This is a genomic window from Catenulispora sp. EB89, assembly GCF_041261445.1.
GTDB lineage: Bacteria > Actinomycetota > Actinomycetes > Streptomycetales > Catenulisporaceae > Catenulispora.
On the sequence record NZ_JBGCCU010000050.1, the window covers coordinates 1 to 21,422 of the forward strand.

Consider the following 21,422-nt stretch of genomic DNA (forward strand, 5'->3'; position numbering starts at 1 on the left):
CGGCGTTGTGGTTGGTGGGGATCGGCGCGGTGAAGGCGGTGTTCGATCTGGTGGTGCATCCGTTCCGGTTCGCGCAGAACACGGCGTTGTTGTTGCTGTCGGGGTTGATCATCGCCTCGATGGCGTTGCTCGCCGACCTGATTGTTCGGTCCCGGCCGGAGTGAGCGGGAACGTCTGGGCCGCGCGGGCGGTGACCGCGGCGGCCGTGCTGGCTGCGCTGTACCTGGCGGTCGGCGGCATCGCCTCGCAGCTGGCGGGGCGCACCGTGCTGGCCGACACCGACTACATGATGCGCTACGGCGAGTACGCGAACGCCGGCTACGGCGAGTCGCAGAGCAAGAACCTGATGCAGTCGGACATCTACACCTCGGAGATCCCGGCCGAGGACCTGTTCGCCAAGGGTGTGAAGTCCGGGAAGCCCTCGGCCTGGGACCCCTACATCGTCGGCGGGACCCCGCTGGGCAGCATCACCAACAACGCGCTGGCCTCCCCGGTCACGGCGCCCTACTACGTGCTGCCGTCCTGGTTGGCCCCGGCGTACGAGCGGCTGGCCGAGGTGGTCGTCGGGCTGACCGGGCTCTATCTGTTCCTGCGCCGGCTGAAGCTGTCGCCGCCGGCCGCGCTGGTCGGCGGGATGGCTTACGTGTCCGGCGCCTACATGGTGGCCTGGCAGGGCTGGCCGCAGACCCGGGTCGGCGCCTTCGTGCCGCTGGTGTTCTGGGCGGTCGAGCGGTTCATCCAGCAGCGGCGCTTCCGCGACATGGCGATCCTGGCCGTGGCGATCGCCTGCCTGCTGCTCGGCGGCTTCCCCTCGGTGGAGGGCTACTCGCTGCTCACGGTCGGGATCTACGCGCTGGTGCGGACCCGCAGGCCCGGCCAGTTGGCCGGGCTCGCCGCGGGCGTCGGGGCCGGTATCGGGCTGGCGCTGTTCCAGGTGCTGCCGTTCGCGAAGTTCTACTCGTCGTGGCTGATCGAAGGGCGGGCGCAGAACGGCGCCGACCACCTGGACCCGCTGACGTTCCTGACGTCGTTCGCGCCATGGGCGTTCGGCGGCGTGGCCTCCAACGGCCAGCAGCTGTTCTACCTGGATCCGAACGCGGTCGAGGCGCTCGGCTACGTCGGCGCGGCGGTGCTGGTGCTGGCCGTGGTCGGGGTGATGGCGATCCGGCGCGGCCGGATGCTGCTCCCGCGCGGCGTGTGGGTCTTCTTCGTGGCGGCCACCGCGCTGTGGATGCTGCTCATCTACCACGGCGGCTTCCTGCTGACGGCCGGGCAGCACGTCCCGGTGCTCAGGTCGCTGTTCGGGGCGAACTTCATCGGCCGCGCGCGGTGTGTGTCCGGGCTGCTGGTGGCGTGCCTGGCGGCGGTCGGGTTCGAGGTGGTGCTGCGCAAGCGGTCGGAGTTCGTCGCGGCGCCCGCCGCGGTGCGCGGCCGCCTCGCGCAGTGGCTCGCGCCGCGGATGTCGCGGATGCCCCGGATACCGGTGCGCCCGGGCCTGGCCCGCTGGGCCGCGCCGGCGTGGTCCGGGGCGGTGCTGCTGGCGGTGCTGCTGGAGGGCTGGACCCTCCTGCGCGAGGGGCACAAAGCCGCGGTCACGGACGGGCCCAAGGGCTACAACGGGACCGACCCCGCCTCGGCCACGCAGGTCGCCGTCTCCACCTACAGCACGGAGATCCACCGCGGGCTGATCCTGATCGCGGCGGCGGCCGTGCTGGTCGCGCTGCTGTGGCTGGTGTCCTGGTTCGGCGGGTCGGTCCGGCGGCTCGGGCTGGTGCGGGTGCTCGCGGCGTGCGGGGTGGTGGCGATGGTCGCGGCCGAGGGGACCTCGTTCATCGGACGGTTCACGCCGAGTGCCGACAAGTCGACTTTCTACCCGGTCACGGACACCCAGGAGTTCCTGGCCGCCAACCTGGGCCACTCGCGGTACGCCGCCACCGCCGAGGCCTCGGTGCTCGGCACCGACTCGGTCTACGGGCTGCGTGCGCTCAACGGGCACGCGTTCCTGAACTCGGCGTTCGCGACCCTGGTCCGCGGCGTGCCGGGGGACCCGGTGCCCGGGCCGACCCGGCTGTCCTTCGAACCGGACGAGGCGCAGGCCACCAGCCCGATCCTGGACCGGCTGGGCGTCGCCTACTTCACCGCGGCGCCGAACGAGCAGGTGTTCGGCACCCTGCACCCGGCGACGACCGACGGCTCCGAGGCGGTGCTGCAGCCGAACGTGCCGGTCACGGTGCAGCTGCCGGTCGGCGACGACGTCCGGGCGCTGGGGCTGGTGCCGACCTCCTCCGACGACGTGTTCGCCTACGCGCCGAACTCGGACAACAACTGGATCGAGGTCTCGGTCACGGACGACTCCGGCACGGTGACCTCGAAGCGGCTGACCCAGGGGATCCAGACCGGGGTCGAGTTCGACGTGCCGATACCGCTGGACTCCCCGGCGCAGGACGGGACGCGCACGGCGACGATCACGCTGCACTCGACGAAGGACACGCCGCTGGCGGTGCAGGGGCTCGCCGGGGCGCCGTCGCTGGCCACGGTGACGGACCCGGGGGACGGGCTGAAGCTGGTCTACGCCGGGTCGTCGGTGATCTACCAGCGGCTGAACGCGATGCCGCGGATCCGCTGGGCCGACTCGTCGGTGGTGGTCGCGGACGCGGCGTCCCGGGTGAACCTGCTGGCCTCCGGGATGCTGGACTCCTCGACGGTGGTGTTGAACAGCGGGTCGGCTTTGACGGCGCCGACCGTGCTGTCGGCGCCGGGTTCCGACTCCGGGACGCCGGCGGGGTCGGCTTCGTCCTCGGCGTCGAATTCGGCGGCCGGCGTCGCCGGTGCCACCGGCGCCGGGGCGGTCGGTTCGCCCCCGGCCGGGACGCCGGCGGCGGCGGTCGCGGCCACGTCGGGGATCGTCGACGGCGGCGCCGTGACGGTGACCACCGACGGCCTGGACTCGGTCGGCGCGCAGGTGAACACCGTCGCCCCCGGGTACCTGGTGGTGGCGGACTCCGACCAGGTCGGCTGGTCGGCCACCGTGGACGGCAAGGCGGCCCGCCTGGTGCCGGCCGACCAGGGCCTGGTCGCGGTGTCGGTCCCGGCCGGGACGCACACGGTGAAGCTGCGCTACAAGTCGCCGGACAACGGCTTCGGCGGCTACGCGAGCGCCGCGACGGCGTTCGCGCTCGCCGGCGGGGTCGGCGTCGAGACGTGGTGCTCGCGGCGCGGCCGGATGCTGCCGTGGGAGCTGGCGTGGATGCGCGGCCGGGCCCGGCGGGCCGCGGCGGCGGTGCCGGGCGGCGGGGCGGGGGCGGTGTCGGTGTCGGTGGTCGCGGCTGATGCCGGCGCTCGGGATGTCGGCGCTCGGGATGTGGGTGCTGCGGCGGACGTCGTGGCGCCGGATTCCGGGGGCGGCGACGCGCGGGGGCCTGACGTGCGGGAGGACACGGGTGCGTGAAGCGTCGGTTCGCGATTCGGGCTCGCGGCTCGGCGGTTCTGGTTTCGCAGATGTGCTCTGGTGTCCGGTTCTCCGCTTCAGCCGCTTCAGCTGCTCAGCGTCCGAAGCCCAGCTCGTCCAGCTTCTCCAGCAGCGGCTCGACCACATGCGCGGGCGTGAAGTGCTCGTGGGCGGCCGTACTCGAAGCCTTCTTCAGCCGCTGCAGCTCGTCGGGGCGCGCGGCCAGGTCGGCGAGGGCGTCGGCGAGCGCGGCGGCGTCGCCGGGCGGAACGTGCCGGGCGGCTCCGACCAGCGCGCGGCGCTGCGGCGGGGTGTCCGAGGTGACGATCGCGCAGCCGGCCGCGGCACCCTGGTAGACCTTGTTCGGCACCACGCGCAGGGCCTTGGGCCCGGTGCCGAAGATGCCGAGGCAGACATCGTGCCCGGCGACCAGCCGCGGCAGGTCCGCGGCCGGGACCCAGTCGCGCCAGGTGACGTTCGCGGCGTCCCCGGCATTGCGCACCGTCTCGGCCTTGTCCTGCCCGCCGCCGACCATCGTGAAGACGATCGGCTGATCGGCGAGGCGCGCGATCGCACCACCGATCGTCGCGGCCCCCTGCAGCGGCGTGAACAGCCCGTAGAACACCACCCGCAGCGGCCCCTCGGCCGCCGCCGGCTCGGCCACGAACCACTCGTCCGGAGCACCGACAGGCACGACCACCGCATGCTCCCGGTACTTGGCGGGCAGGGTCTCCCGGTGTTCCTCGGTGTCGACCACCACAACGCGCGCGGCGCCCAACGCGGCGGCATCGATCGCGCGCAGCAGCGGCTGCCGCACACCATGCCCCACCTGCCGGTCCCGAGCAGTATCGGCGGCCCCGATGAGATGGTCCAGCACCACGCGCCGCCGCCCGAACAGCAACCGCGCCAGATGCACATCGAAGTGCCCCAGGTACCCGACCACCACGACATCAGGCCGCGGCCCCCGCAGAGCCCGCCGAACCAGCCCGGCCCAACACCGAGCCAGCCGCACCCCCAAAGCGGGCACCCGCCAAGGCTGCGCCAGCATCTTGACCCGCGCCGCGGTGTCGAAGCCAAGAGGCGCGTTACACTCGCGGACCTCATGACCCGCACTCCGCAACCCCTCAGCGATGACCCCCACCCGGGGGTGCGCCGCCACATCGTAAGTACCGAAGATCAGGACGCGCATGGTCAGCCAGAGTAGCGGCTCCGGCTCTGGACGCCGGACCGGGAAGCGAGGCGACCGGGCACTCGCCGCTGACGGTGCGATGAACGACGGCGCGATGAACGACGGCACAGCGGGTAACGGGGATGCCGGGCGCTCGGACGATGGCGATGTTCGCCGCTCAGACGGTGCGTTCGCGGTCCGTGGTTTGCCGAGCGAGGCTGTTGATGTGTCTGGTGTCGGCGGTCGCGGTGCGGTCGAGGCTGGAGTGCCAGCGGATGCGGCACACTCAGGCGATGTTCGTCGTTCAGACGGTGCGTTCGCGGTCGGCGGTTTGCCGAGCGAGGTTGTTGAAGTGTCTGGTATCGGCGATGGCGCTGTGGTCGAGGCTGGAGTGCCGGCGGATGCGGCGCACTCAGACGGTGCGTTCGGCGATCGCGGTGCGGTCGAGGCTGGAGTGCCGGGGGATGCCGCGCACTCGGACGATGGCGATGTTCGCCGCTCAGGCGGTGCGTTCGCGGTCGGTGGTTGGTCGAGCGAGGCTGTTGAGGTGTCTGGTGTCGGCGATCGCGCTGCGGTCGAGACTGGAGTGTCGGCGGATACCGCGCACTCGGGCGATGCGCTCGCGGCCCGCGGTCCGGCAAGCGAGGCCGGCGTGCCGGTCGATGCTTCGGTGTGCTCGGCTGCCGGGCTTGGTGATCGTGTTTCGGAAGGTGGGGCTCCCGCAGTGCTTGCAATCGGTGATGGTGCTGCGGCGGGCTCGAGCGATGAGCTTGTACGTGGTTCGGCGGGCGGAGCTGTCGAGGTGCTTGCTGTCGAGTCTGAAGCTGTAGCTGATCCGGCCGACATCCCCACCCCGCGCCCCAACCGCCGCTCCCAGGCCACCCGCCTGGCCTTCCTCGCCCTCACCTTGGCGGCTGGCGCCTACGCCGTGGCCCGGCAGTGGAGTCGCGTGCAGGCGGGCTTCGCCGAGCTCGGTCCGGTGCCGCTGATCGTCGCGCTCGTGCCGGCGCTGGCTTCGGTGGTGGCGATGATGCTGGCGTGGCGGGGGTTGCTCGGGTCGCTGGGGTCGCCGTTGCGGTTGCGGCCCGCGTCGCGGATCTTCTTCACCAGTCAGCTCGGCAAGTACCTGCCCGGGTCGGTGTGGCCGGTCGTCGCGCAGATGCAGCTCGGCCGCGCTTATCGCATTCCGCGTGCACGCAGCGCCGCGGCTGCCGCGCTCGCGATGCTCGTTTCGCTCGCGTCGGCGCTCGTGCTGGCCGCTGCGACGTTGCCGGTTGCCGGGGGTGCTAAAGCCGCCGGCTACTGGTGGGCGTTCATTGCGGTGCCGGTGTTGATGGCCGGGTTGCATCCGCGGGTCGCGAATCCGGTGCTCAAGACCATCTTCCGGGTCACGCGGCGGCCCGCGATCGAGCCGCTCACCGCGCGCACCATCGCCGAGACGGCGGCACGGAGTGTCGTCGGGTGGTTGTTGGCCGGCATGCACATCTGGATCCTGGCGATCGCGCTCGGTGCGTCGCCGTGGCGCACGCTGCTGCTCGGCATCGGCGGGTACGCCTTCGCCTGGAGCGTCGGCTTCATCATCGTCTTCGCCCCGGCCGGCGCCGGTGTGCGCGAGCTGATCCTGGTCGCGGCGTTGCAGCCGGTGCTGGATCCGGGCAAGGCGACGGTCGTGGCCCTGGCCTCACGCCTGGTCACCATCGTCGCCGACCTGATCGCCGCCGCCGTCACCGCCCGCGAGGGCCGGGCCCGCGGTGCGACGCTCACCGACAGCGAGCCGGCGGGCGCCACCGCGGGCTAGGTGTACTGACCGGTGAGGTTGGTGACGGGGTTCACGGCTGATTGATCTTGAAATGGGTGAGGGCCTTCTGGCTTGGTGTGGATTGCGAAGTCGACACCGAACCGGGAAGGCCCTCATGGTCCACCGTAACGCACCCCTGTCCGAGACTGGTCGTGAGCGGCTGGCCCGCTGCATCGTGGAGGGCGGCTGGCCGCTGCGCCGGGCCGCCGAGCGCTTCCAGGTCTCCCCGACCACGGCCAAGCGTTGGGCCGACCGCTATCGGGTGCTCGGCGCGGCCGGGATGACAGACCGGTCCTCCCGACCGCACACCAGCCCGCGCCGCACCCCAACACGTACCGAACGGCGGATCATCAAAGTCAGGGTGCTGCGCCGTTTCGGCCCGGCGCGGATCGCGTTCCTGCTGCACCTGAACCCCTCGACCGTGCACCGGGTGCTGACCCGGTACAAGCTGGCCCGGCTGTCGCACGTGGACCGGGCCACCGGCCGGCCGATCCGGCGCTACGAGCACGACGCGCCCGGAGACCTGGTGCACGTGGACATCAAGAAACTCGGCAACATCCCCGACGGCGGCGGCCACCGCATCCACGGCCGGGCCACCGGCAAAGCCAACAGCCAGCGCACCGGCTCCGACAAACGCAAGGACGGCAAGCCCCGCCTGGGCTACGCCTACCTGCACAACGCCGTCGACGACCACTCCCGACTGGCCTACACCGAGATCCTGGCCGATGAAACCCGCCAGACCGCCGTCGCATTCTGGACCCGAGCCCGGGCCTTCTTCGCCGATGCCGGCATCACCGTTGCCCGCGTGCTCACCGACAACGGCTCCTGCTACCGCTCCCACCTATGGCGCGACACCCTGGCCCAGGCCGGGATCACTCACAAGCGAACCCGGCCCTACCGGCCCCAAACCAACGGCAAAGTAGAGCGCTACAACCGCACCATGCTGGAGGAATGGGCCTACGCCCGCCCCTACCGCAGCGAAACCGAACGACGCGACGCCTTCCCCACCTGGCTCCACACCTACAATCACCACCGCGGACACACCGCGCTGAAGGGCCTACCACCCGCCAGCCGCGTCCCTAACCTCTCCGGTCAGTACAGCTAGGCGAGTCAGGCAGCCGGAAGCTCACGACTCCTTCGGCGGCAGCGGCGGCATCCGAAAAGCCTTCCGCACCACCGGATTCCGCTTCACCGCCAACTCCGTCGCGGCCATCCGCCAGCGCACGTACCCCTTCTTCGAGTACCGCCACTCCCGCTTGTGCCGAGCCCAGTCCACCTTCCGCGGCTCCGGCACCGCCCCCAGCTTCTCCGAAGCCAGCGCCCGGTACTTCTCCTGCAGCGACGTCCGCAGTGCCGCGTCCTCGGCGTCCTTGTTCACGCTGCTGATGTTCGCGTCGTGCCGCCGGTACAGGAACGACGGCGTCCGCGAGTAGACGAACTTCCGCCCGTCGATCAGCAGCGTCGCCCACACCGGGTACAGCATCTGCGCCAGCAGCGCCGGGTCGAGCTCGACCGCCTGGATCAGCTCCGTCCGGACGAAGGCGCCGTCGTTCACGTCGATCCGCCCGATCAGCAGATCGCCCAGGTGCGCCGCCTTCCGCCGCTTCGCGTACTGCCGGTTCAGCTGCCCGTCGGTGATGTAGTACGACGCCGCCGACACGTCCGCGCCGCCCCGCATGTTCCGCAGGTGCAGCGTGACGTGCTCCGGCAGCATGATGTCGTCGTCGCCGAAGATCGTCAGGTAGCGCGAGGCCGCCAGCGACACCCCGAGGGCGATCGCGGCGCCCGGGTCCTTGCGGCCGTCGTGGACCTCGACCCGCGCGTAGTCGACGCTCACCGCCGGACCGGCCGCGGCGGCTTCGGCGCCCAGGGCGGCGACCGCCTCGCGCGTCGACTCCGTCGGCGAGGCGTCGTCCACCACCAGCACCCGCACCGTGGCCCCGAGCTTGTCCGACGCGGCACGCGCCGAGGCGACGATGGATTCCACCGTCTCCTTCAGCAGCCCCGGGCGCTCCCGTGTGGGGACGATGACAGTCAGTTCAGAGTCGGTCACGGTACTCCTCAGCAAGTAGACGGCATAAGGGTATTCGGAACCGTGCCGGGTACGCTTGCGTCCGGTCATGTAGGAGAAGTCAACAGCCGAGCCTGGAGTCCGGAGCACTGTGAAGATCAGCGTCATTGGAATGGGCAAGATCGGCCTGCCGCTGGCCGTGCAGTTCGCCTCGAAGGGCCACCAGGTCTACGGCGTGGACGTCGTGGCGCGCACGGTCGACCAGATCAACGCCGGCGTCGAGCCGTTCCCCGGCGAGGCCGAGCTGGACACGCGGCTGCCGCGGGTCGTCAGCTCCGGCCACCTCACCGCCACCCTGGACGGGGTCGCGGCGGTCGCCGACAGCGACGCGGTCGTGGTCGTCGTCCCGGTCGTCGTCGACGAGGACGCGGTCCCGGACTTCCGCGCCATGGACGCCGCCACCCAGACCATCGCCGCCGGCCTGAAGCAGGCCGCCGCCAACGGCCGCACCGGCATCCTGCTGAGCTACGAGACCACCCTGCCGGTCCACACCACCCGCGAGCGCTTCGTGCCCGCGCTGGAGGCCGCCTCGGGCCTGAACGCCGGCGCCGACTTCCTGCTCTGCCACAGCCCCGAGCGCGTCTACACCGGCCGGGTCTTCGCCGACCTGCGCAAGTACCCGAAGCTGGTCGGCGGGATCGACGCCGAGTCCGCCGCCGCCGCGGTCGCGTTCTACGAGGCGGTGCTGGACTTCGACGAGCGCCCCGACCTCAGGCGCGGCAACGGCGTCTGGGACCTGGGCTCCGCGGAGGCCGCCGAGCTGGCCAAGCTCGCCGAGACCACCTACCGCGACGTCAACATCGGCCTGGCCAACCAGTTCGCGCGCTTCGCCGACCGCACCGGCATCGACATCTTCCAGGTGATCGAGGCCTCCAACAGCCAGCCGTTCAGCCACATCCACCAGCCCGGTCCGGCGGTCGGCGGCCACTGCATCCCGGTGTACCCGCGCTTCTACCTGTTCAACGACCCCGAGGCCTCGATCGTGCGCGCGGCCCGCGAGTCCAACCTCGCGCAGCCGGCCTACCTGGTCGGCCTGCTGGAGGGCCTGCTCGGCGGCGCGACCGGCGGCGGCGGGCTGGCCGGCCGCAAGGTGCTGGTGCTCGGCGCGGCCTACCGCGGCGGCGGCGTGAAGGAGACCGCGTTCTCCGGCGTCTTCGGCCTGGTCGCCGCGCTGGCCGGGGACGGCGCGCAGCCGTACGTGTCCGACCCGCTGTACTCCGCCGAGGAGCTGGCCGCGCTCGGCCTGCCGGCCTACGAGCCCGGTACCGAGGTCGCCGGCATCATCGTGCACACCGACCACGAGGAGTACCGCGAGCTGTCGGCCGCGGACTTCCCGGGCGTGAAGGTGCTCGTGGACGGCCGCAACGTCACCGACCCGGCCAAGTGGGAAGGCGTCGCGCGCAAGGTCCTGGGCATCGCCTGAGGAGAGGGAGGCCCATGCCGATCCGCGCGATCATCCTGGACATAGGCGGGGTCCTGGAGCACACCCCGGACCTCGACACCGCGGCGCGCTGGGAGCCCGAGTTCGGCTCCGGCTGGATCCACCGCGTCGACCCGGTTTTCCGGGCCGGCGAGATCGGCGAGATCACGCTGGAGCAGGTCCACGAACGGGCCGCCGACGCCCTCGGCGTCCCGGTGGCCCGGATCGAGGCCTTCATGGACGACGTCTGGGTCGAGTACCTCGGCACCTACAACGCCGAGATCGCCGACTACTGGCGCGCCCGCCGGGACGAGGGCTACACGACCGCGATCATCAGCAACAGCTTCGTCGGCGCGCGCGAGCGCGAGGAGGAGGCGTACCGGTTCAGCGAGCTGACCGACCTGATCGTGTACTCGCACGAAGTCGGCATGCTGAAGCCGGATCCGGCGATCTACGAACTCTGCCTCGACCGCCTCGGCCTGCCGCCGGAGGAAACGGTGTTCGTGGACGACGTAGAGGGGAACTGCGCGGCGGCCCGCGCGCTCGGCATGTCGGCGGTGCTCTTTAAGGACACGGCGCAGGCCGTGCGCGAGCTCGACGCGCTGCTGCAAAGGGCCTGATCCGCCAGAGCGGCGAAAAATCCGGCGGCACCGATGACCACCGATGACTTCGGCGCCGCCGGATCGTCTGTACAGGCATGAGTGACCTCAAGCCCCTGCGGGCCAAGAACCTGTCCCAGCCCAAGTACGGACTCGCGCAGCTGGAGTGGGAGGAGATCGAGCAGGCGGTCGCCGCGGCCGTGGCCGGTCCCGGCCGTTCCTGGTTCCTCACCACCCTGAACCCCGACGGCTCGCCGCACACCACCGGCTTCGGCCACACCTGGCTGGACGGCGCCGTCCACTTCACCACCGATCCGACAGTCCGCAAGACCCGGAACCTGGCCGCCGACCCGCGCTGCACCGTCGCGGCGCCGATCGAGGGGTACGACGTGACCTTCGACGGCGAGGCCCGGCGGGTCACCGACCCGGCGGTGGTCGAGCGGATCGCCGCGGTCTACGCCGCCGTCGGCTGGCCCTGCGAGGCCCACGGCGATGTGATCACCGCGCCGTTCAGCGCCCCGAGCGCCGGGCCGGGGCCCTGGCAGGTCTACCGGATCGACGTGCGCTCCGCGGTCGCGCTGAAGAGCACCGGGGACGGCGGCGCGACCAAGTGGTGGTTCGGGTAGTCCAGCCGATTCGGTAGTCCGGCGGGTCGGCAGGGGGATCAGCCGGGCGTTTCGGCGGCGGCGCGCAGGGATCAGGAAATCAGTCGCGCCATCGCCGAACGGATCGTCGGCGTCCGGAGAACCCTTCAGGACGTCGTCTGCTCGCCCTGCTTCGCCGACAGCGCCAGCACATCGGTCGGCACCGGCGTGTCCTGCCGCATCGCCGTGAACAGCTCCTGCGCCATCGGCGCCAGCTCCACGCGGTTCGGGTCCGGCTGGTACCACTGCCACGGCACCGTCAGGTACGTGATCTGCTGCCGCGGCACCTGCTTCAGGTCCGAGGCGAAGTCCGCCAGCGCCGGCAGCGAGCCCAGCGCCGGGTCGGTCGTCAGGGCCTTGGTGGCGGCGTCCAGCACCTTGTAGAGCTTCGCCGGGTCGTCCAGCGTCCCGTCGTTGGCCAGGGTGTCCAGCGCGGAGTTCAGGAACTGCTGCTGGCGGCCCATCCGGCCGATGTCCGAGCCGTCGCCGAGGTTGTGCCGGGCCCGGACGAAGGCCAGGGCCTGCTCCCCGTCGACCACGGTGGTGCCGGCCGGCAGGTTCAGGTGCGAGTCCGGGTCGTTGACCGCCTGGTCCAGGTGCACCGGGATGCCGCCGATGGCGTCCACGATCTTCTTGAAGCCGGTGAAGTCCACCACCAGGACGTGGTCGATCGTCAGGCCGCTGAAGCCCTCGACGGTCTTGACCGTGCAGGCCGCGCCGCCGATGGAGAACGCGGCGTTGAACATCCCGAACTGCGGCTGCGACCGCGTGCCGTTGGACAGGACGCACGCCGGCGTCTGCACCATCGAGTCGCGGGGGATCGAGGCCACCGTCGCGCTCTTCCGGTCCGCGGCCACGTGCAGCAGCATCGTGGTGTCCGAGCGGGCCCCGGAGTTGGCGTCGCCGTACTGCGCGTTCGCCCCGTCGCGGTCGTCGGAGCCGATCAGCAGGATGTTCATCGCCGTGTGGGTGCCGGGCGGGGGCGTGGCCGAGCTCGGCCTCAGCGCGTCCGCCGGTCCCGGGGCGTCGTCCGCGTGGATGTCGACGGTCCGGATGTTGTCGTTGAGCCGGTTGTACACGGTCCACAGGCCGGTCGCGCCGGCGATAGCCAGCACCGACAGCGAGGTCGCGCAGATGATGACGACGCGCCGCCGGGACATGGAGCCGCTGTCGGCGGCGCTGACGTGCCGTGCGGCGCGCCGTGTGGCACGCCGTACGCGGCGGGAGGGACGGTGCGGGGCACCCGGTGCACCGTCGGGTGCGTCAGGTGCACCAGGCGCGGCGAGCGCGTCTGCGGCGTCCTCCGGGCGGTCGGCCGGGCCGGTGGTCTGGTCGTTCATGATGCGATGAGACTATGTCATCTTCGTACTGACTTCGTCTCCAAATGTCCCGGTACTGCGACATCTGTGCGATCCGGCGCCCGCCGGATCGCACAGATGTGTCACGCCGCCCCGCTCAGCCGGTCCCGGCGCCGTAACCAGCGGTGATACCCGAGCAGATGTCCTGGTCGGCGGTCCGCGAGTTGTTCGCGATGTCGGTCGGCAGCGGTCCGGCGGCGGTCGAGCCGCTGCTCGGGGCGGTCGAGCCGGCGGTGGGCGCGCCGCTCGTCGCGGAGCCGGCGCCGGCGCCCTTCGGGTGCGCCGCGGCGTAGTCGTCGCCGATGATCACCAGGATCTGCGTCCCGGAGCCGCCGACCTCGACCTTCGCGCCCGGGTACAGCGTGGCCAGCTGCTTGGCCTTGGCCTCGGAGCGGGAGCTCGGGTACATGATCGTGGTCACCGCGGTGTGCGCCGGCACGATCCGGCTGACCACCGCGTCGTAGCCCTGGGCCTGCAGCGCGGTGGTCGCGTCGGTGGCCAGGCCGGTGACCGTGGTGCCGTTCTCCACCTTCACCGAGATCGTCGAGGGCGAGATGGACGGCGCCGGCGGCTGCGTGGTGGTCGCCGCCGTGGTCGCCGGGGCCGAGGTCGTGGCCGGCGAGCCCGCGGCCCCGGAGGCGCCCGAGCCGTCCAGCAGCGTGTCGCTCTTGAGGTGGTCCCAGATCACCCCGGCGGCCACCGGGTCCATGTCCACCCGCCCGTCCTGGGTCCGGTAGTGGCCCGGCAGGGTCAGGAACTGGATGTGCGAGGGGTCGATGCCCTTGATCGACTCGGCGAAGCTCGACAGGGCGCTCAGGCTGCCCAGGTCCGGGTCGAACTGCGCGTACTTGAGCGCGTCGTTGAAGATCGCGGCCAGCGTCCGGGGGTCGTTCATCACCCCGTCGCTCTCCACCTTCTTGATCATCGATCCCAGGAACGCCTGCTGGCGCCGGGTGCGGCCGATGTCGGAGCCGTCGCCCAGGCCCTCGCGCTCGCGGACGTAGTCCAGCGCGGTCTGGCCCTTCACGGTCTGGATGCCCTTGTGCAGCGTGATGTTGTCGCCGCCGACGTCGCTCACGTCCTTGGGCACGCAGACCTGTACGCCGCCGATGTCGTCGGTGAGCTTGGCGAACGCCGAGAAGCCGACCACCACGGTGTGGTCGACCCGGATCCCGGAGATCGACTCGATGGTGTTGATCTCGCAGGCCACGTTGCCCTGCGAGGTGTTGCCGACCGCGAACGCCGCGTTGAACTGGTTCTGCTGCGGCCTGGTGTGCCCTTTGTTGGGATCGTTCGGGTCGATCTGGCAGGCCGGCATGTTGACCATCATGTCGCGCGGGATCGAGATGCCCACGGCGTGCTGGTGGTCGGCGTAGACGTGCAGCAGGATCGAGGTGTCCGAGCGGGCCCCGTCGCCGGTCGCGCCGCCGCCGAAGGCGTTGTTGCCGTTGTCGCGGCTGTCCGAGCCGACCAGCAGGATGTTCTCCGGGCGCTGGCCCTGGGCGTTGGCCTTGGCCTCGGCCGGGCGGTTCGCGGACAGGCCCGAGTTGCTGAAGGTGTTGATGCTGCCGTTGAAGTGCTCGTAGGTGAAGGCGCCGGCGCCTATCAGCGTGATCACCAGTGAGGCCGCGGAGATCGTGATGACGCCGCGGGGCGCCAGGCGTCCGGCTCCGGCGGCCGCGGGTATCGCGGCGCCGCGTCCGTTGCGCCCGCCGTGCCCGCCGCGACCGTTGCGGTCATCACGGCCGTCGCGGTCGTCGCGTCCATCGCGTCCGTTCCGCCCGCCGCCGTGCCCGCCGCGGCTCCGGGCGGCGTCGAACGCGATCTCGGCGTCGCTGTCCGGCTCGTCGCGGTACCGGCCGCGGCCGCGCACCGGGCCCGGGGCGTCGTCGTCGTAACCGTCGGACGCCCTCCGGTGACCGCCGCCAGGCTGCCGAGCCACTTGTTCCCACGGGAGCGGTTCGGGGTTGTGCTGGCCTGCCACACGATCTCCTCACACCAGGGTTCGCGCGGTGGCGTCATTCCACGGGCAGGACTCCCAGAGAGCCCCCAGCGCCCTCGGAGCCCGCGCCCTCACCGCCACCGCCTCCGGCCAGGGACGCGACTCGCGCGTTCACCTTCTCCGAAGCCATACGACCCGGCAGCCTCGACGGATCGACATTCCGGCACAGTACCAAGGAAGCGCCGACCGCGAGTTCGGACGTCAAGGCTGCCCTGATCTCGGCACGCGAATCGTAAGCACAGCCGGTCAGTACTCGACTACTGGAAGTCAGACCCCAGCGTTCCGCCGCGTCCGCGGCGTCCTTCACGAGTTCGCCCTGGGTCCACCCCGAGCCGTCGGCGGCCAGCGCCCGGGTGTCCGCGGTGACCGGGGAGTAGGGGGCGAACACATCCGGCTGCGCCGGCGCGACCGCGGCGTAGTCGGTGAATCCTTCGGGAACGCTGGGGAAAGGCGCGCCCAGCGGCCGCAGTGCGAGCGCGATCCGCTCGCCCTTGCAGGCCAGCGCCTCCTCCAGCCGGTCCGGCCCGGCGACCACGGCGGCCGCGCGCTCGGCCGCCGAGGGGTCCTCGCCGACGCTGGCCACCACGCCGGCGGTCCAGCACGCCGCCAGCCAGATCGGGGTCTGCCAGTGCGTGGGCAGCAGGATCGCCACCTCGTCGCCGGGGGCGAGGGCCAGCTCGTCCTGGATCAGGTTGGCGGTCTTGGCGACCCAGTTGTCGAACGTGGCGTAGGACAACTCCACCCGCTCGCCGGTGTGGTCGTCGTAGTACGTCAGGAACGGCCGGGAAGGGCCGAGGGCGAGTGCGTCCCGCCACACGTCCGGGAAACTACTGTTCGCTGCGGTCACGCCGAGAGGATACGGGGGAAACAGGCTGCTGTTGCGCAAGCACGTCGGTCAAGGACCGTTTATGCTGGCCCGCACGGCGTGCCGGGTGTGCGCGACCATACGCGGTGCACGTCCGGGACGCCGCGCTGGGAGAACTGGCGAGGGGAACGAGCGTGACAGAGGCGATCCTTCTGGTGGGGGGCAAGGGCACCCGCCTGCGTCCTCTGACGGTGAACACCCCCAAACCGATGCTCCCGGTCGCCGGTGTCCCGTTCCTCACCCACCAGCTGGTCCGCGCCAAGGACGCCGGGGTGCACCGGGTCGTCTTCGCCACCGCCTACCGGGCCGAGGTTTTCGAGGAGTACTTCGGCGACGGCTCCGACCTGGGGCTGGAGCTGGTGTACGTGACCGAGGACGTGCCCCTGGACACCGCCGGCGCCATCCGCAACGTGGCCGGCCGGCTCACCAGCGCCCCGGACGAGCCGGTCCTGGTCTTCAACGGCGACATCCTGTCCGGCGTGGACATCGCCGCGCTGGTGGACGCGCACCGCGAGCGCGGCGCCGACGTCACACTGCACCTGTCCCGGGTGACCGACCCGCGCCCCTTCGGCCTGGTGCCCACCGACGCCCAGGGCTGGGTGACCGCGTTCCTGGAGAAGCCGCAGCGCCCCGAGGACATCGTCACCGACCAGATCAACGCCGGCTGCTACGTCTTCCAGCGCTCCCGCATCGACGAGATCCCCACCGGCCGCCGGGTCTCGGTGGAGCGCGAGACCTTCCCGGGCCTGCTGGCCTCCGGCGCGAAGGTGCTCGGCGTGGTCGAGCAGTCCTACTGGCTGGACCTGGGCACGCCGACGGCGTTCGCCAAGGGCTCGGCCGACCTCGTGATGGGGATAGTGACCTCCTCCGCGGTGCCCGGCCCGGCCGAGCGCGGCACCGCCGAATCGCTGATCCTGGCCGGCGCGCGCATCGCCGAGGACGCGGTGGTCGACGCCGGCACCACCGTCGGCTCCGGCGCGGTGATCGAGTCCGGCGCGCACGTGAGCGCCTCGGTCCTGGACGCCGGCGCGGTCATCGGCCCCGGCGTGAAGGTGACCTGCTCGATCATCGGCGCCGGCGCGCGCATCGGCGCGAACACGGTGCTGGACGGCGTGGTGGTCGGCGACGGCGCGGTGCTCGGCGCGGACAACGAGCTGCGAGCCGGAGCGCGGGTGTGGTGCGGGGCGGTGCTGCCGGACAAGGCGGTCCGGTTCTCCAGCGACGAGTAGGACGAGTGGGAAGACGAGCAGGAATCCGCGCACGCCCCCGCACCGGGATGGCAAACTCTGCTCCGCGATGACTGACAACGAGGACAGCGACATCCGGGCGGTCTGGGCCGCCCGCAAGGGACGCAGTGGAGGTGCCGCCTTCGAGCGGCGCCGCACGGCCCCGCCCCGGCGTCCCGTCGTCCCGGCCGCGCGGCAGGCGCCGCCGGAGCCGGTCGCGGAACCCGAGGCCTGCCAGACCGTCGTCGTCGACCCCGGCTACGACCTCACGGGGTCGGTGGGCGTTCTGCGCCGCGGCGCCGGGGACCCCACGTTCCGCCGCACCGAAGACGCCTCTCTGTGGATCGGCTGCCGCACGCCGTCCGGTGACCCGGGCACTCTGCGCCTGCGCCGGGCGACGACCGAGACCGTCGAGGCCGAAGCCTGGGGGCCCGGCGCGACCTGGCTTCTCAAGACGCTGCCCGATTTCCTCGGCCTCAGTGATACCGAGGAGACGCGCGCGGAGTTCGCCGAACTGGTTGCCGCGCAAGGCAATCCACAGCTTGTGCAGTCCCTGCGCCGCAACCGGGGACTCCGCGTGATCCGCAGCGGCCGGGTCTGGGACTCCCTGGTTCCGGCGGTCCTGGAGCAGCGCGTCACCGTCCAGGAGGCGCACCGCGCGTACCAACTGCTGGTGCGGCGCTATGGGATTCCCGCTCCAGGGGCTCCCGCAGAGGTCCGCCTGTGGGTCTCTCCATCGCCCCGCGAGTGGGCCCTGATCCCGTCCTGGGAATGGCACCGCGCCGGTGTCGACGGCAAGCGCTCACGGGCGATCCTCGGCGCCTCCCGCGTCGCGGCGCGCTTGGAGGAGACCGTGGGGATGGACCGCGATGATGCGGCGCGCCGCATCCGCACCGTCCCGGGCATCGGCGTGTGGACGGCCGCCGAAGTGATGCACCGCTCGCACGGCGACGCGGACGCGGTCTCCGTGGGCGACCTGCACCTGCCACGCATCGTGTGCGGGGCTCTGGGGGACCCGGCCATGGCGTGGGACGACGACCGCATGCTGGAGCTTCTGGAGCCCTACCGCGGCCACCGCTATCGCGTCAGCGCTCTTCTGTACCGCTGATCCGCAGCCCCGTGTGGTGATCCACCAGGCGCGCCAGCGTCTCGATCAGCGTCTTCCGCTCGCCCGGTGACAGCGGAGCCAGCAGTTCCTCCTGCGCGGCGTCCAGTTCCGCGTCCAACTCGCCGAGGAACCGCAAACCGCCCTCGGTGATGCGGACCAGATTGCGCCGCCGGTCCGCCGGGTCCGGCGCCCGTTCCAGGCAGCCGCGCCCCTCCAGGTCCGTGACCGCCGCGGTGACGTCGCTGCGGTCCAGCCCGATGCGCCGCCCGAGGTCCGCCTGGCTGGTCGGACCGGAGTCGGCCAGGGCCGCCAGCAGCGGGTAGTACGACCGGCTCGGCACGCCGGTGGCGTGCATCCGCTCGCCGATCAGCCGGTGTCCCTGGTTCGAGACCTGGCCCAACAGCCAGGTCGCGCGGCCGTGGAGGCGGACGGGGGTGGTGAGCGGGTCCATGGCCGCAGCCTACTTCGGCGGAGGGGTTGACAGAAGTGGTTGGCGCGACCAACATTGGCAGAGCCAACACAATGTTGGCCAGGCCAACGAATGGTTGATGGGGAGACGACGATGACCGGCTACGACATCCAGACCCTGGCAGACCGCGCGGAGATCACCGACCTGTTCGTGAATCTGGGCCGCTGCCTGGACGAGCACGACTTCGACGGGCTGAAGGCGGTCCTCACCGAGGACGTCGTCGGCACCACGCCCGGCGGCACGCGGGAGGGGCGCGAGGCGCTGATCGACCAGGCGCGCCGCAACCACGAGGGCTACGAGCGCCTGGCGCACCAGTTCAACAGCATCCTGGTCGAGATCCAGGGCGACACCGGCACGGTGCGCGCCTACGTGACCGGCGCGTTCGGGCACACCGACAGCCCGGAACCGGTGCGCGTCCTGGTTGGGCAGTACCGCAACAAGGTGGTGCGCACCGCGGAGGGCTGGCGGATCAGCGAGCTGACCGTCCGGCCGGTGTTCCGGGTGGGGGAGCCGGCTGTCGCGCTGTAAAGGTCAGCGCACGGTGATGAAGTCTTCGGGATCCCGCGGAGTCTGCGCAGAAGGCGCCTCCGCGGGTTTCCCTATAGCGATGACGCCCAGAGGCTCCCATCCGTCGGGAAGCGCCAGCAGCTCTCTGATGGCGGCGGGGTCCGGGTCGGCCCATGTGGACCCGATGCCCTCGGCCGCGAGCGTCACCAGGAAGTTCTCTACAGCGGCGCCCAGAGACGCGATGAGGAAGTCCCTAGCCGGCAACGCTGTAGCGATGTGGCAGGGGACCACCAGATAAGGCGCGCGCTCCAGCACTGTGTTGGCGGTGGAAGCCAGACCGCTGGCGAACGCCTTGCGGGCGGTCTCGGACTCCAGCAGGACGAACCGCCACGGAACCGTGTCGCTGTCGGGAACCGGAGCGGGAGCCGGAGCCGTCAAGGCCGCCGCCACCGCGCGGCGCACCGACTCCGGCGGCACCGGGTCCGAGGCGAACCACTGCGTGGTCCGGCGCCGCAGCACCCCCTCGCGCATCGCCTCCGTCGTCCCGAGCGAGAACATGTCGTTCTCCGCGGACCGGATCAGCGGCCGCACCCCGAGGCCCGGCTCCTCGGTCACCAGGTCGCCCAGCCCCCGGATCACCGCGACCGGCACGCCGTCGGCCTTGCCCTTGACCACCTCGCCGGCGCCGGCCAACTCGTCGGCCGTGGCCGCGGCGGTCACGAGCAGCTCGTTGCCGAAGGCGTCTATCGTCCCGCGGTGGTCCATGAGCGCGTTGACGTAGGCGCAGCCGATGGCCACGTCCGTCTGGCCCTCGCGCCACGGCCGCCCGAAGGTGTCGGTCACGACCACGCCCACCGCGACGCCGAACCGCTCGCGCAGCGCGTCGGCGATGTCCCGGGCGGAGCCGTCCGGGTCCTCGGGGAGCAGCAGCACGGTGCCGGCCGGGGTGTTGGACGCGTCCACGCCGGCCGCGGCCATCACGAAGCCGTGCCGGGTCTGCACGATCCGGGTCGGCCCGCGGCGCGCGACCAGCCGCACCATCTCGGCGTCGATCGCGGCCTCGCGGTCGTCGGCCCGGACCACGCGGCCCTCGGCCTTCGACAGGATCTTGGAGGTGACGCAGAGGATGTCGCCGTCCCGCAGGCCCAGCCCGGACCCCGTCACCGCGGCGGCGATCAGCGCCGCCAGGTCGTCGCCGGGGCCGACTTCGGGGATCCCGGCGACCGCGTGCACCGTGTAGGAGGTGTCGGCCATGGTCAGGACGCCGGTCGCGCGGAGCCGTCGGCGGAGCCCGCGGCGGGGTTCCGGCCGGCGGCGATGTCGGCGGCGATGTCGGCGGCCAGGTCCAGCGCCGCCTGGGCCATCGCCTGCGTCGCCTCCGGGGAGGACATCATCAGCGGGACCGCGCGGCAGGCGATGCCGGCGGCCTCCACCTCGGCGACCGAGGCGGCGTCCGCGTCCGCGTCGACCAGCCAGCCGTCCAGCAGCCGCGCGCCGTAGTGCTTGGCGACGGCCGCCGCCGTGACCTCGACGCCGACCGCGGCCAGGACCTTGTCGGCCATGCCGCGCACCGGACCGCCGCCGACGATCGGGGACAGGCCCACCACCGGCGCCGCGGCGTCCGCCACGGCCTGCCGGACGCCGGGGATCTCCAGGATGGTGCCGATCGACACCACGGGGTTCGACGGCGGCAGCACGATGACGTCCGCCTCGGCGATCGCCTGCAGCACGCCCGGGGCCGGCTTGGCGTTCTCCGCGCCGACCGACACGATCGCCCGCGCGTCGGGCGCGTGCATCCGGACCCAGTACTCCTGGAAGTGCACCGCGCGGCGGCCGCCGGGGGCCTCGGGGTCGTCGACCACGACGTGCGTCTCGACCCGCTCGTCGCTGGCGGGCAGCAGTCGTACCGGCAGGTCCCAGCGCGTGCACAGCGCCTCGGTCACCGCCGACAGCGGGTAGCCGGCGCCGAGCATCTGCGAGCGCACCAGGTGTGTGGCGATGTCCTTGTCGCCGAGGGTGAACCAGTCCGGGCCCACGCCGTAGGCCTTCAGCTCGTCGGCGACCCCGAACGTCTCCTCGGTGCGGCCCCAGCCCTGCCCCTCGTGGATCCCGCCGCCGAGGGTGTACATGACGGTGTCCAGGTCCGGACAGATCCGCAGGCCGTGCATGGTCATGTCGTCGCCGACGTTGCCGATCACGGTGACGTCGGCGTCGGGTGCGGCCGCGAGCAGGCCGCGGAGGAATCGGGCTCCGCCGACGCCTCCGGCAAGGGCTGTGATGCGCATGAGGGCAGTATTTCAGGAGGCGAAACGCTGCCTGGCCGCGTCCCACCGCAGCCGGCCGGCCGCGACCCCCTCGGCGCGGGCCGCGGCGGCCAGGTCGGCGACCGTGACCGTGGGTTCCGGTATCACGATGTCCGGGTGCGGGGTCGCGCCGAGGAAAAGCGCGACGAGGTCCGGCGCGAGGGCCGGAGTGGGGTTGAGCGCCGTGTTGAGCGCGGGGGAGAGCGCGAGGGCGGCGGTGGCCGTGGACGAAGCCTGGTTCGGCATGGGGGAAAACTCCGCTGGGAGATCCGGCCTGCTTCGGGCCGGGCAACGGCCGGGCCGCTGCTTTCGGTGGGTCTGTGGGAAAGGTCAGCTGTGACAGAGACAGCGACAACACAGACCGCGACACGACTCCATCGCGGTGCGCGCAGCGGTGACCTGCGCCGCGGCGGGGGACAAGCCCCGGCGGCTCTCG

18 protein-coding genes and 1 pseudogene are annotated in these 21,422 nt (G+C 71.9%); 10 read left to right on the forward strand and 9 right to left on the reverse strand.

What is annotated here, in order from left to right; translation table 11 throughout:
- Together ABH920_RS49165 and ABH920_RS49170 are read left to right on the forward strand one after the other, a co-directional pair.
- Nucleotides 1–164: pseudogene (locus ABH920_RS49165) on the forward strand (glycosyltransferase family 2 protein); the annotation flags it as partial.
- Complete coding sequence (locus ABH920_RS49170) at nucleotides 161–3,448, forward strand: hypothetical protein (protein ID WP_370356654.1); 3,288 nt, start codon at nucleotides 161–163, stop codon at nucleotides 3,446–3,448. The pseudogene ABH920_RS49165 and the gene ABH920_RS49170, both read left to right, overlap by 4 nt.
- A 94-nt stretch (nucleotides 3,449–3,542) precedes the next feature.
- Here ABH920_RS49170 and ABH920_RS49175 read toward each other — a convergent pair whose 3' ends face one another.
- Entirely contained in the window at nucleotides 3,543–4,637 is a 1,095-nt protein-coding gene (locus tag ABH920_RS49175; RefSeq protein WP_370356655.1) for a glycosyltransferase, read from the reverse strand.
- Nucleotides 4,638–4,716: 79 nt separating this feature from the next.
- Here ABH920_RS49175 and ABH920_RS49180 point away from each other — a divergent pair, with 79 nt between their 5' ends.
- Together ABH920_RS49180 and ABH920_RS49185 are read left to right on the forward strand one after the other, a co-directional pair.
- Nucleotides 4,717–6,414: a YbhN family protein gene (locus ABH920_RS49180; protein ID WP_370356656.1), complete on the forward strand. Its 1,698-nt coding sequence runs from the start codon at nucleotides 4,717–4,719 to the stop codon at nucleotides 6,412–6,414.
- Between the two features lie 115 nt (nucleotides 6,415–6,529).
- Nucleotides 6,530–7,519, forward strand: a complete 990-nt coding sequence (locus ABH920_RS49185; protein ID WP_370356657.1) for an IS481 family transposase — start codon at nucleotides 6,530–6,532, stop codon at nucleotides 7,517–7,519.
- Between the two features lie 21 nt (nucleotides 7,520–7,540).
- Here the strand turns inward: ABH920_RS49185 and ABH920_RS49190 are convergent, their stop codons facing one another.
- On the reverse strand, nucleotides 7,541–8,467 hold the full coding sequence (locus ABH920_RS49190; protein WP_370356659.1) for a glycosyltransferase family 2 protein: 927 nt from the start codon (nucleotides 8,465–8,467) through the stop codon (nucleotides 7,541–7,543).
- Between the two features lie 109 nt (nucleotides 8,468–8,576).
- Here ABH920_RS49190 and ABH920_RS49195 point away from each other — a divergent pair, with 109 nt between their 5' ends.
- The 3 genes from ABH920_RS49195 to ABH920_RS49205 all read left to right on the forward strand — a co-directional run bounded on the left by ABH920_RS49195 (nucleotide 8,577) and on the right by ABH920_RS49205 (nucleotide 11,130).
- On the forward strand, nucleotides 8,577–9,908 hold the full coding sequence (locus ABH920_RS49195) for a nucleotide sugar dehydrogenase (RefSeq protein WP_370356661.1): 1,332 nt from the start codon (nucleotides 8,577–8,579) through the stop codon (nucleotides 9,906–9,908).
- A gap of 14 nt (nucleotides 9,909–9,922) precedes the next feature.
- Entirely contained in the window at nucleotides 9,923–10,525 is a 603-nt protein-coding gene (locus tag ABH920_RS49200) for an HAD family hydrolase (RefSeq protein ID WP_370356663.1), read from the forward strand.
- Between the two features lie 77 nt (nucleotides 10,526–10,602).
- A complete protein-coding gene (locus ABH920_RS49205; protein ID WP_370356665.1) occupies nucleotides 10,603–11,130 on the forward strand; it encodes a pyridoxamine 5'-phosphate oxidase family protein in 528 nt (175 codons plus the stop codon).
- 125 nt (nucleotides 11,131–11,255) lie between these two features.
- Here ABH920_RS49205 and ABH920_RS49210 read toward each other — a convergent pair whose 3' ends face one another.
- The 3 genes from ABH920_RS49210 to ABH920_RS49220 all read right to left on the reverse strand — a co-directional run bounded on the left by ABH920_RS49210 (nucleotide 11,256) and on the right by ABH920_RS49220 (nucleotide 15,355).
- Nucleotides 11,256–12,488 carry an LCP family protein gene (locus tag ABH920_RS49210; protein WP_370356667.1) on the reverse strand — a complete coding sequence of 411 codons (1,233 nt, stop codon included), beginning with the start codon at nucleotides 12,486–12,488 and terminating at the stop codon, nucleotides 11,256–11,258.
- 115 nt (nucleotides 12,489–12,603) lie between these two features.
- On the reverse strand, nucleotides 12,604–14,490 hold the full coding sequence (locus ABH920_RS49215; protein WP_370356669.1) for an LCP family protein: 1,887 nt from the start codon (nucleotides 14,488–14,490) through the stop codon (nucleotides 12,604–12,606).
- A 34-nt stretch (nucleotides 14,491–14,524) separates the two neighbouring features.
- Entirely contained in the window at nucleotides 14,525–15,355 is an 831-nt protein-coding gene (locus ABH920_RS49220; protein WP_370356671.1) for a TIGR03089 family protein, read from the reverse strand.
- 152 nt (nucleotides 15,356–15,507) lie between these two features.
- On the opposite strand from ABH920_RS49220, the gene ABH920_RS49225 reads away from it, so the two are divergent.
- Both ABH920_RS49225 and ABH920_RS49230 read left to right on the forward strand, forming a co-directional pair.
- Nucleotides 15,508–16,602 carry a sugar phosphate nucleotidyltransferase gene (locus tag ABH920_RS49225; protein ID WP_370356673.1) on the forward strand — a complete coding sequence of 365 codons (1,095 nt, stop codon included), beginning with the start codon at nucleotides 15,508–15,510 and terminating at the stop codon, nucleotides 16,600–16,602.
- 67 nt (nucleotides 16,603–16,669) lie between these two features.
- Complete coding sequence (locus ABH920_RS49230) at nucleotides 16,670–17,707, forward strand: DNA-3-methyladenine glycosylase (RefSeq protein ID WP_370356675.1); 1,038 nt, start codon at nucleotides 16,670–16,672, stop codon at nucleotides 17,705–17,707.
- Here the strand turns inward: ABH920_RS49230 and ABH920_RS49235 are convergent.
- The gene (locus tag ABH920_RS49235) at nucleotides 17,685–18,158 is read right to left on the reverse strand and encodes a MarR family winged helix-turn-helix transcriptional regulator (protein WP_370356677.1); all 474 of its coding nucleotides are present in this window, start codon (nucleotides 18,156–18,158) and stop codon (nucleotides 17,685–17,687) included. The genes ABH920_RS49230 and ABH920_RS49235 overlap by 23 nt on opposite strands.
- Before the next feature lie 111 nt (nucleotides 18,159–18,269).
- Between ABH920_RS49235 and ABH920_RS49240 the strand changes: the two genes are divergently transcribed.
- On the forward strand, nucleotides 18,270–18,704 hold the full coding sequence (locus tag ABH920_RS49240) for a nuclear transport factor 2 family protein (RefSeq protein ID WP_370356679.1): 435 nt from the start codon (nucleotides 18,270–18,272) through the stop codon (nucleotides 18,702–18,704).
- Between the two features lie 3 nt (nucleotides 18,705–18,707).
- Here the strand turns inward: ABH920_RS49240 and ABH920_RS49245 are convergent, their stop codons facing one another.
- From ABH920_RS49245 to ABH920_RS49255, 3 genes are read right to left on the reverse strand one after another with little or no spacing between them, the layout of a single operon-like run.
- Nucleotides 18,708–19,937, reverse strand: a complete 1,230-nt coding sequence (locus ABH920_RS49245; RefSeq protein ID WP_370356681.1) for a coenzyme F420-0:L-glutamate ligase — start codon at nucleotides 19,935–19,937, stop codon at nucleotides 18,708–18,710.
- Between the two features lie 2 nt (nucleotides 19,938–19,939).
- Nucleotides 19,940–20,968 carry a 2-phospho-L-lactate transferase gene (gene cofD / locus ABH920_RS49250; RefSeq protein ID WP_370356683.1) on the reverse strand — a complete coding sequence of 343 codons (1,029 nt, stop codon included), beginning with the start codon at nucleotides 20,966–20,968 and terminating at the stop codon, nucleotides 19,940–19,942.
- Nucleotides 20,969–20,980: 12 nt separating this feature from the next.
- Nucleotides 20,981–21,232: a hypothetical protein gene (locus ABH920_RS49255; protein ID WP_370356685.1), complete on the reverse strand. Its 252-nt coding sequence runs from the start codon at nucleotides 21,230–21,232 to the stop codon at nucleotides 20,981–20,983.
- Nucleotides 21,233–21,422: the final 190 nt, after the last annotated feature.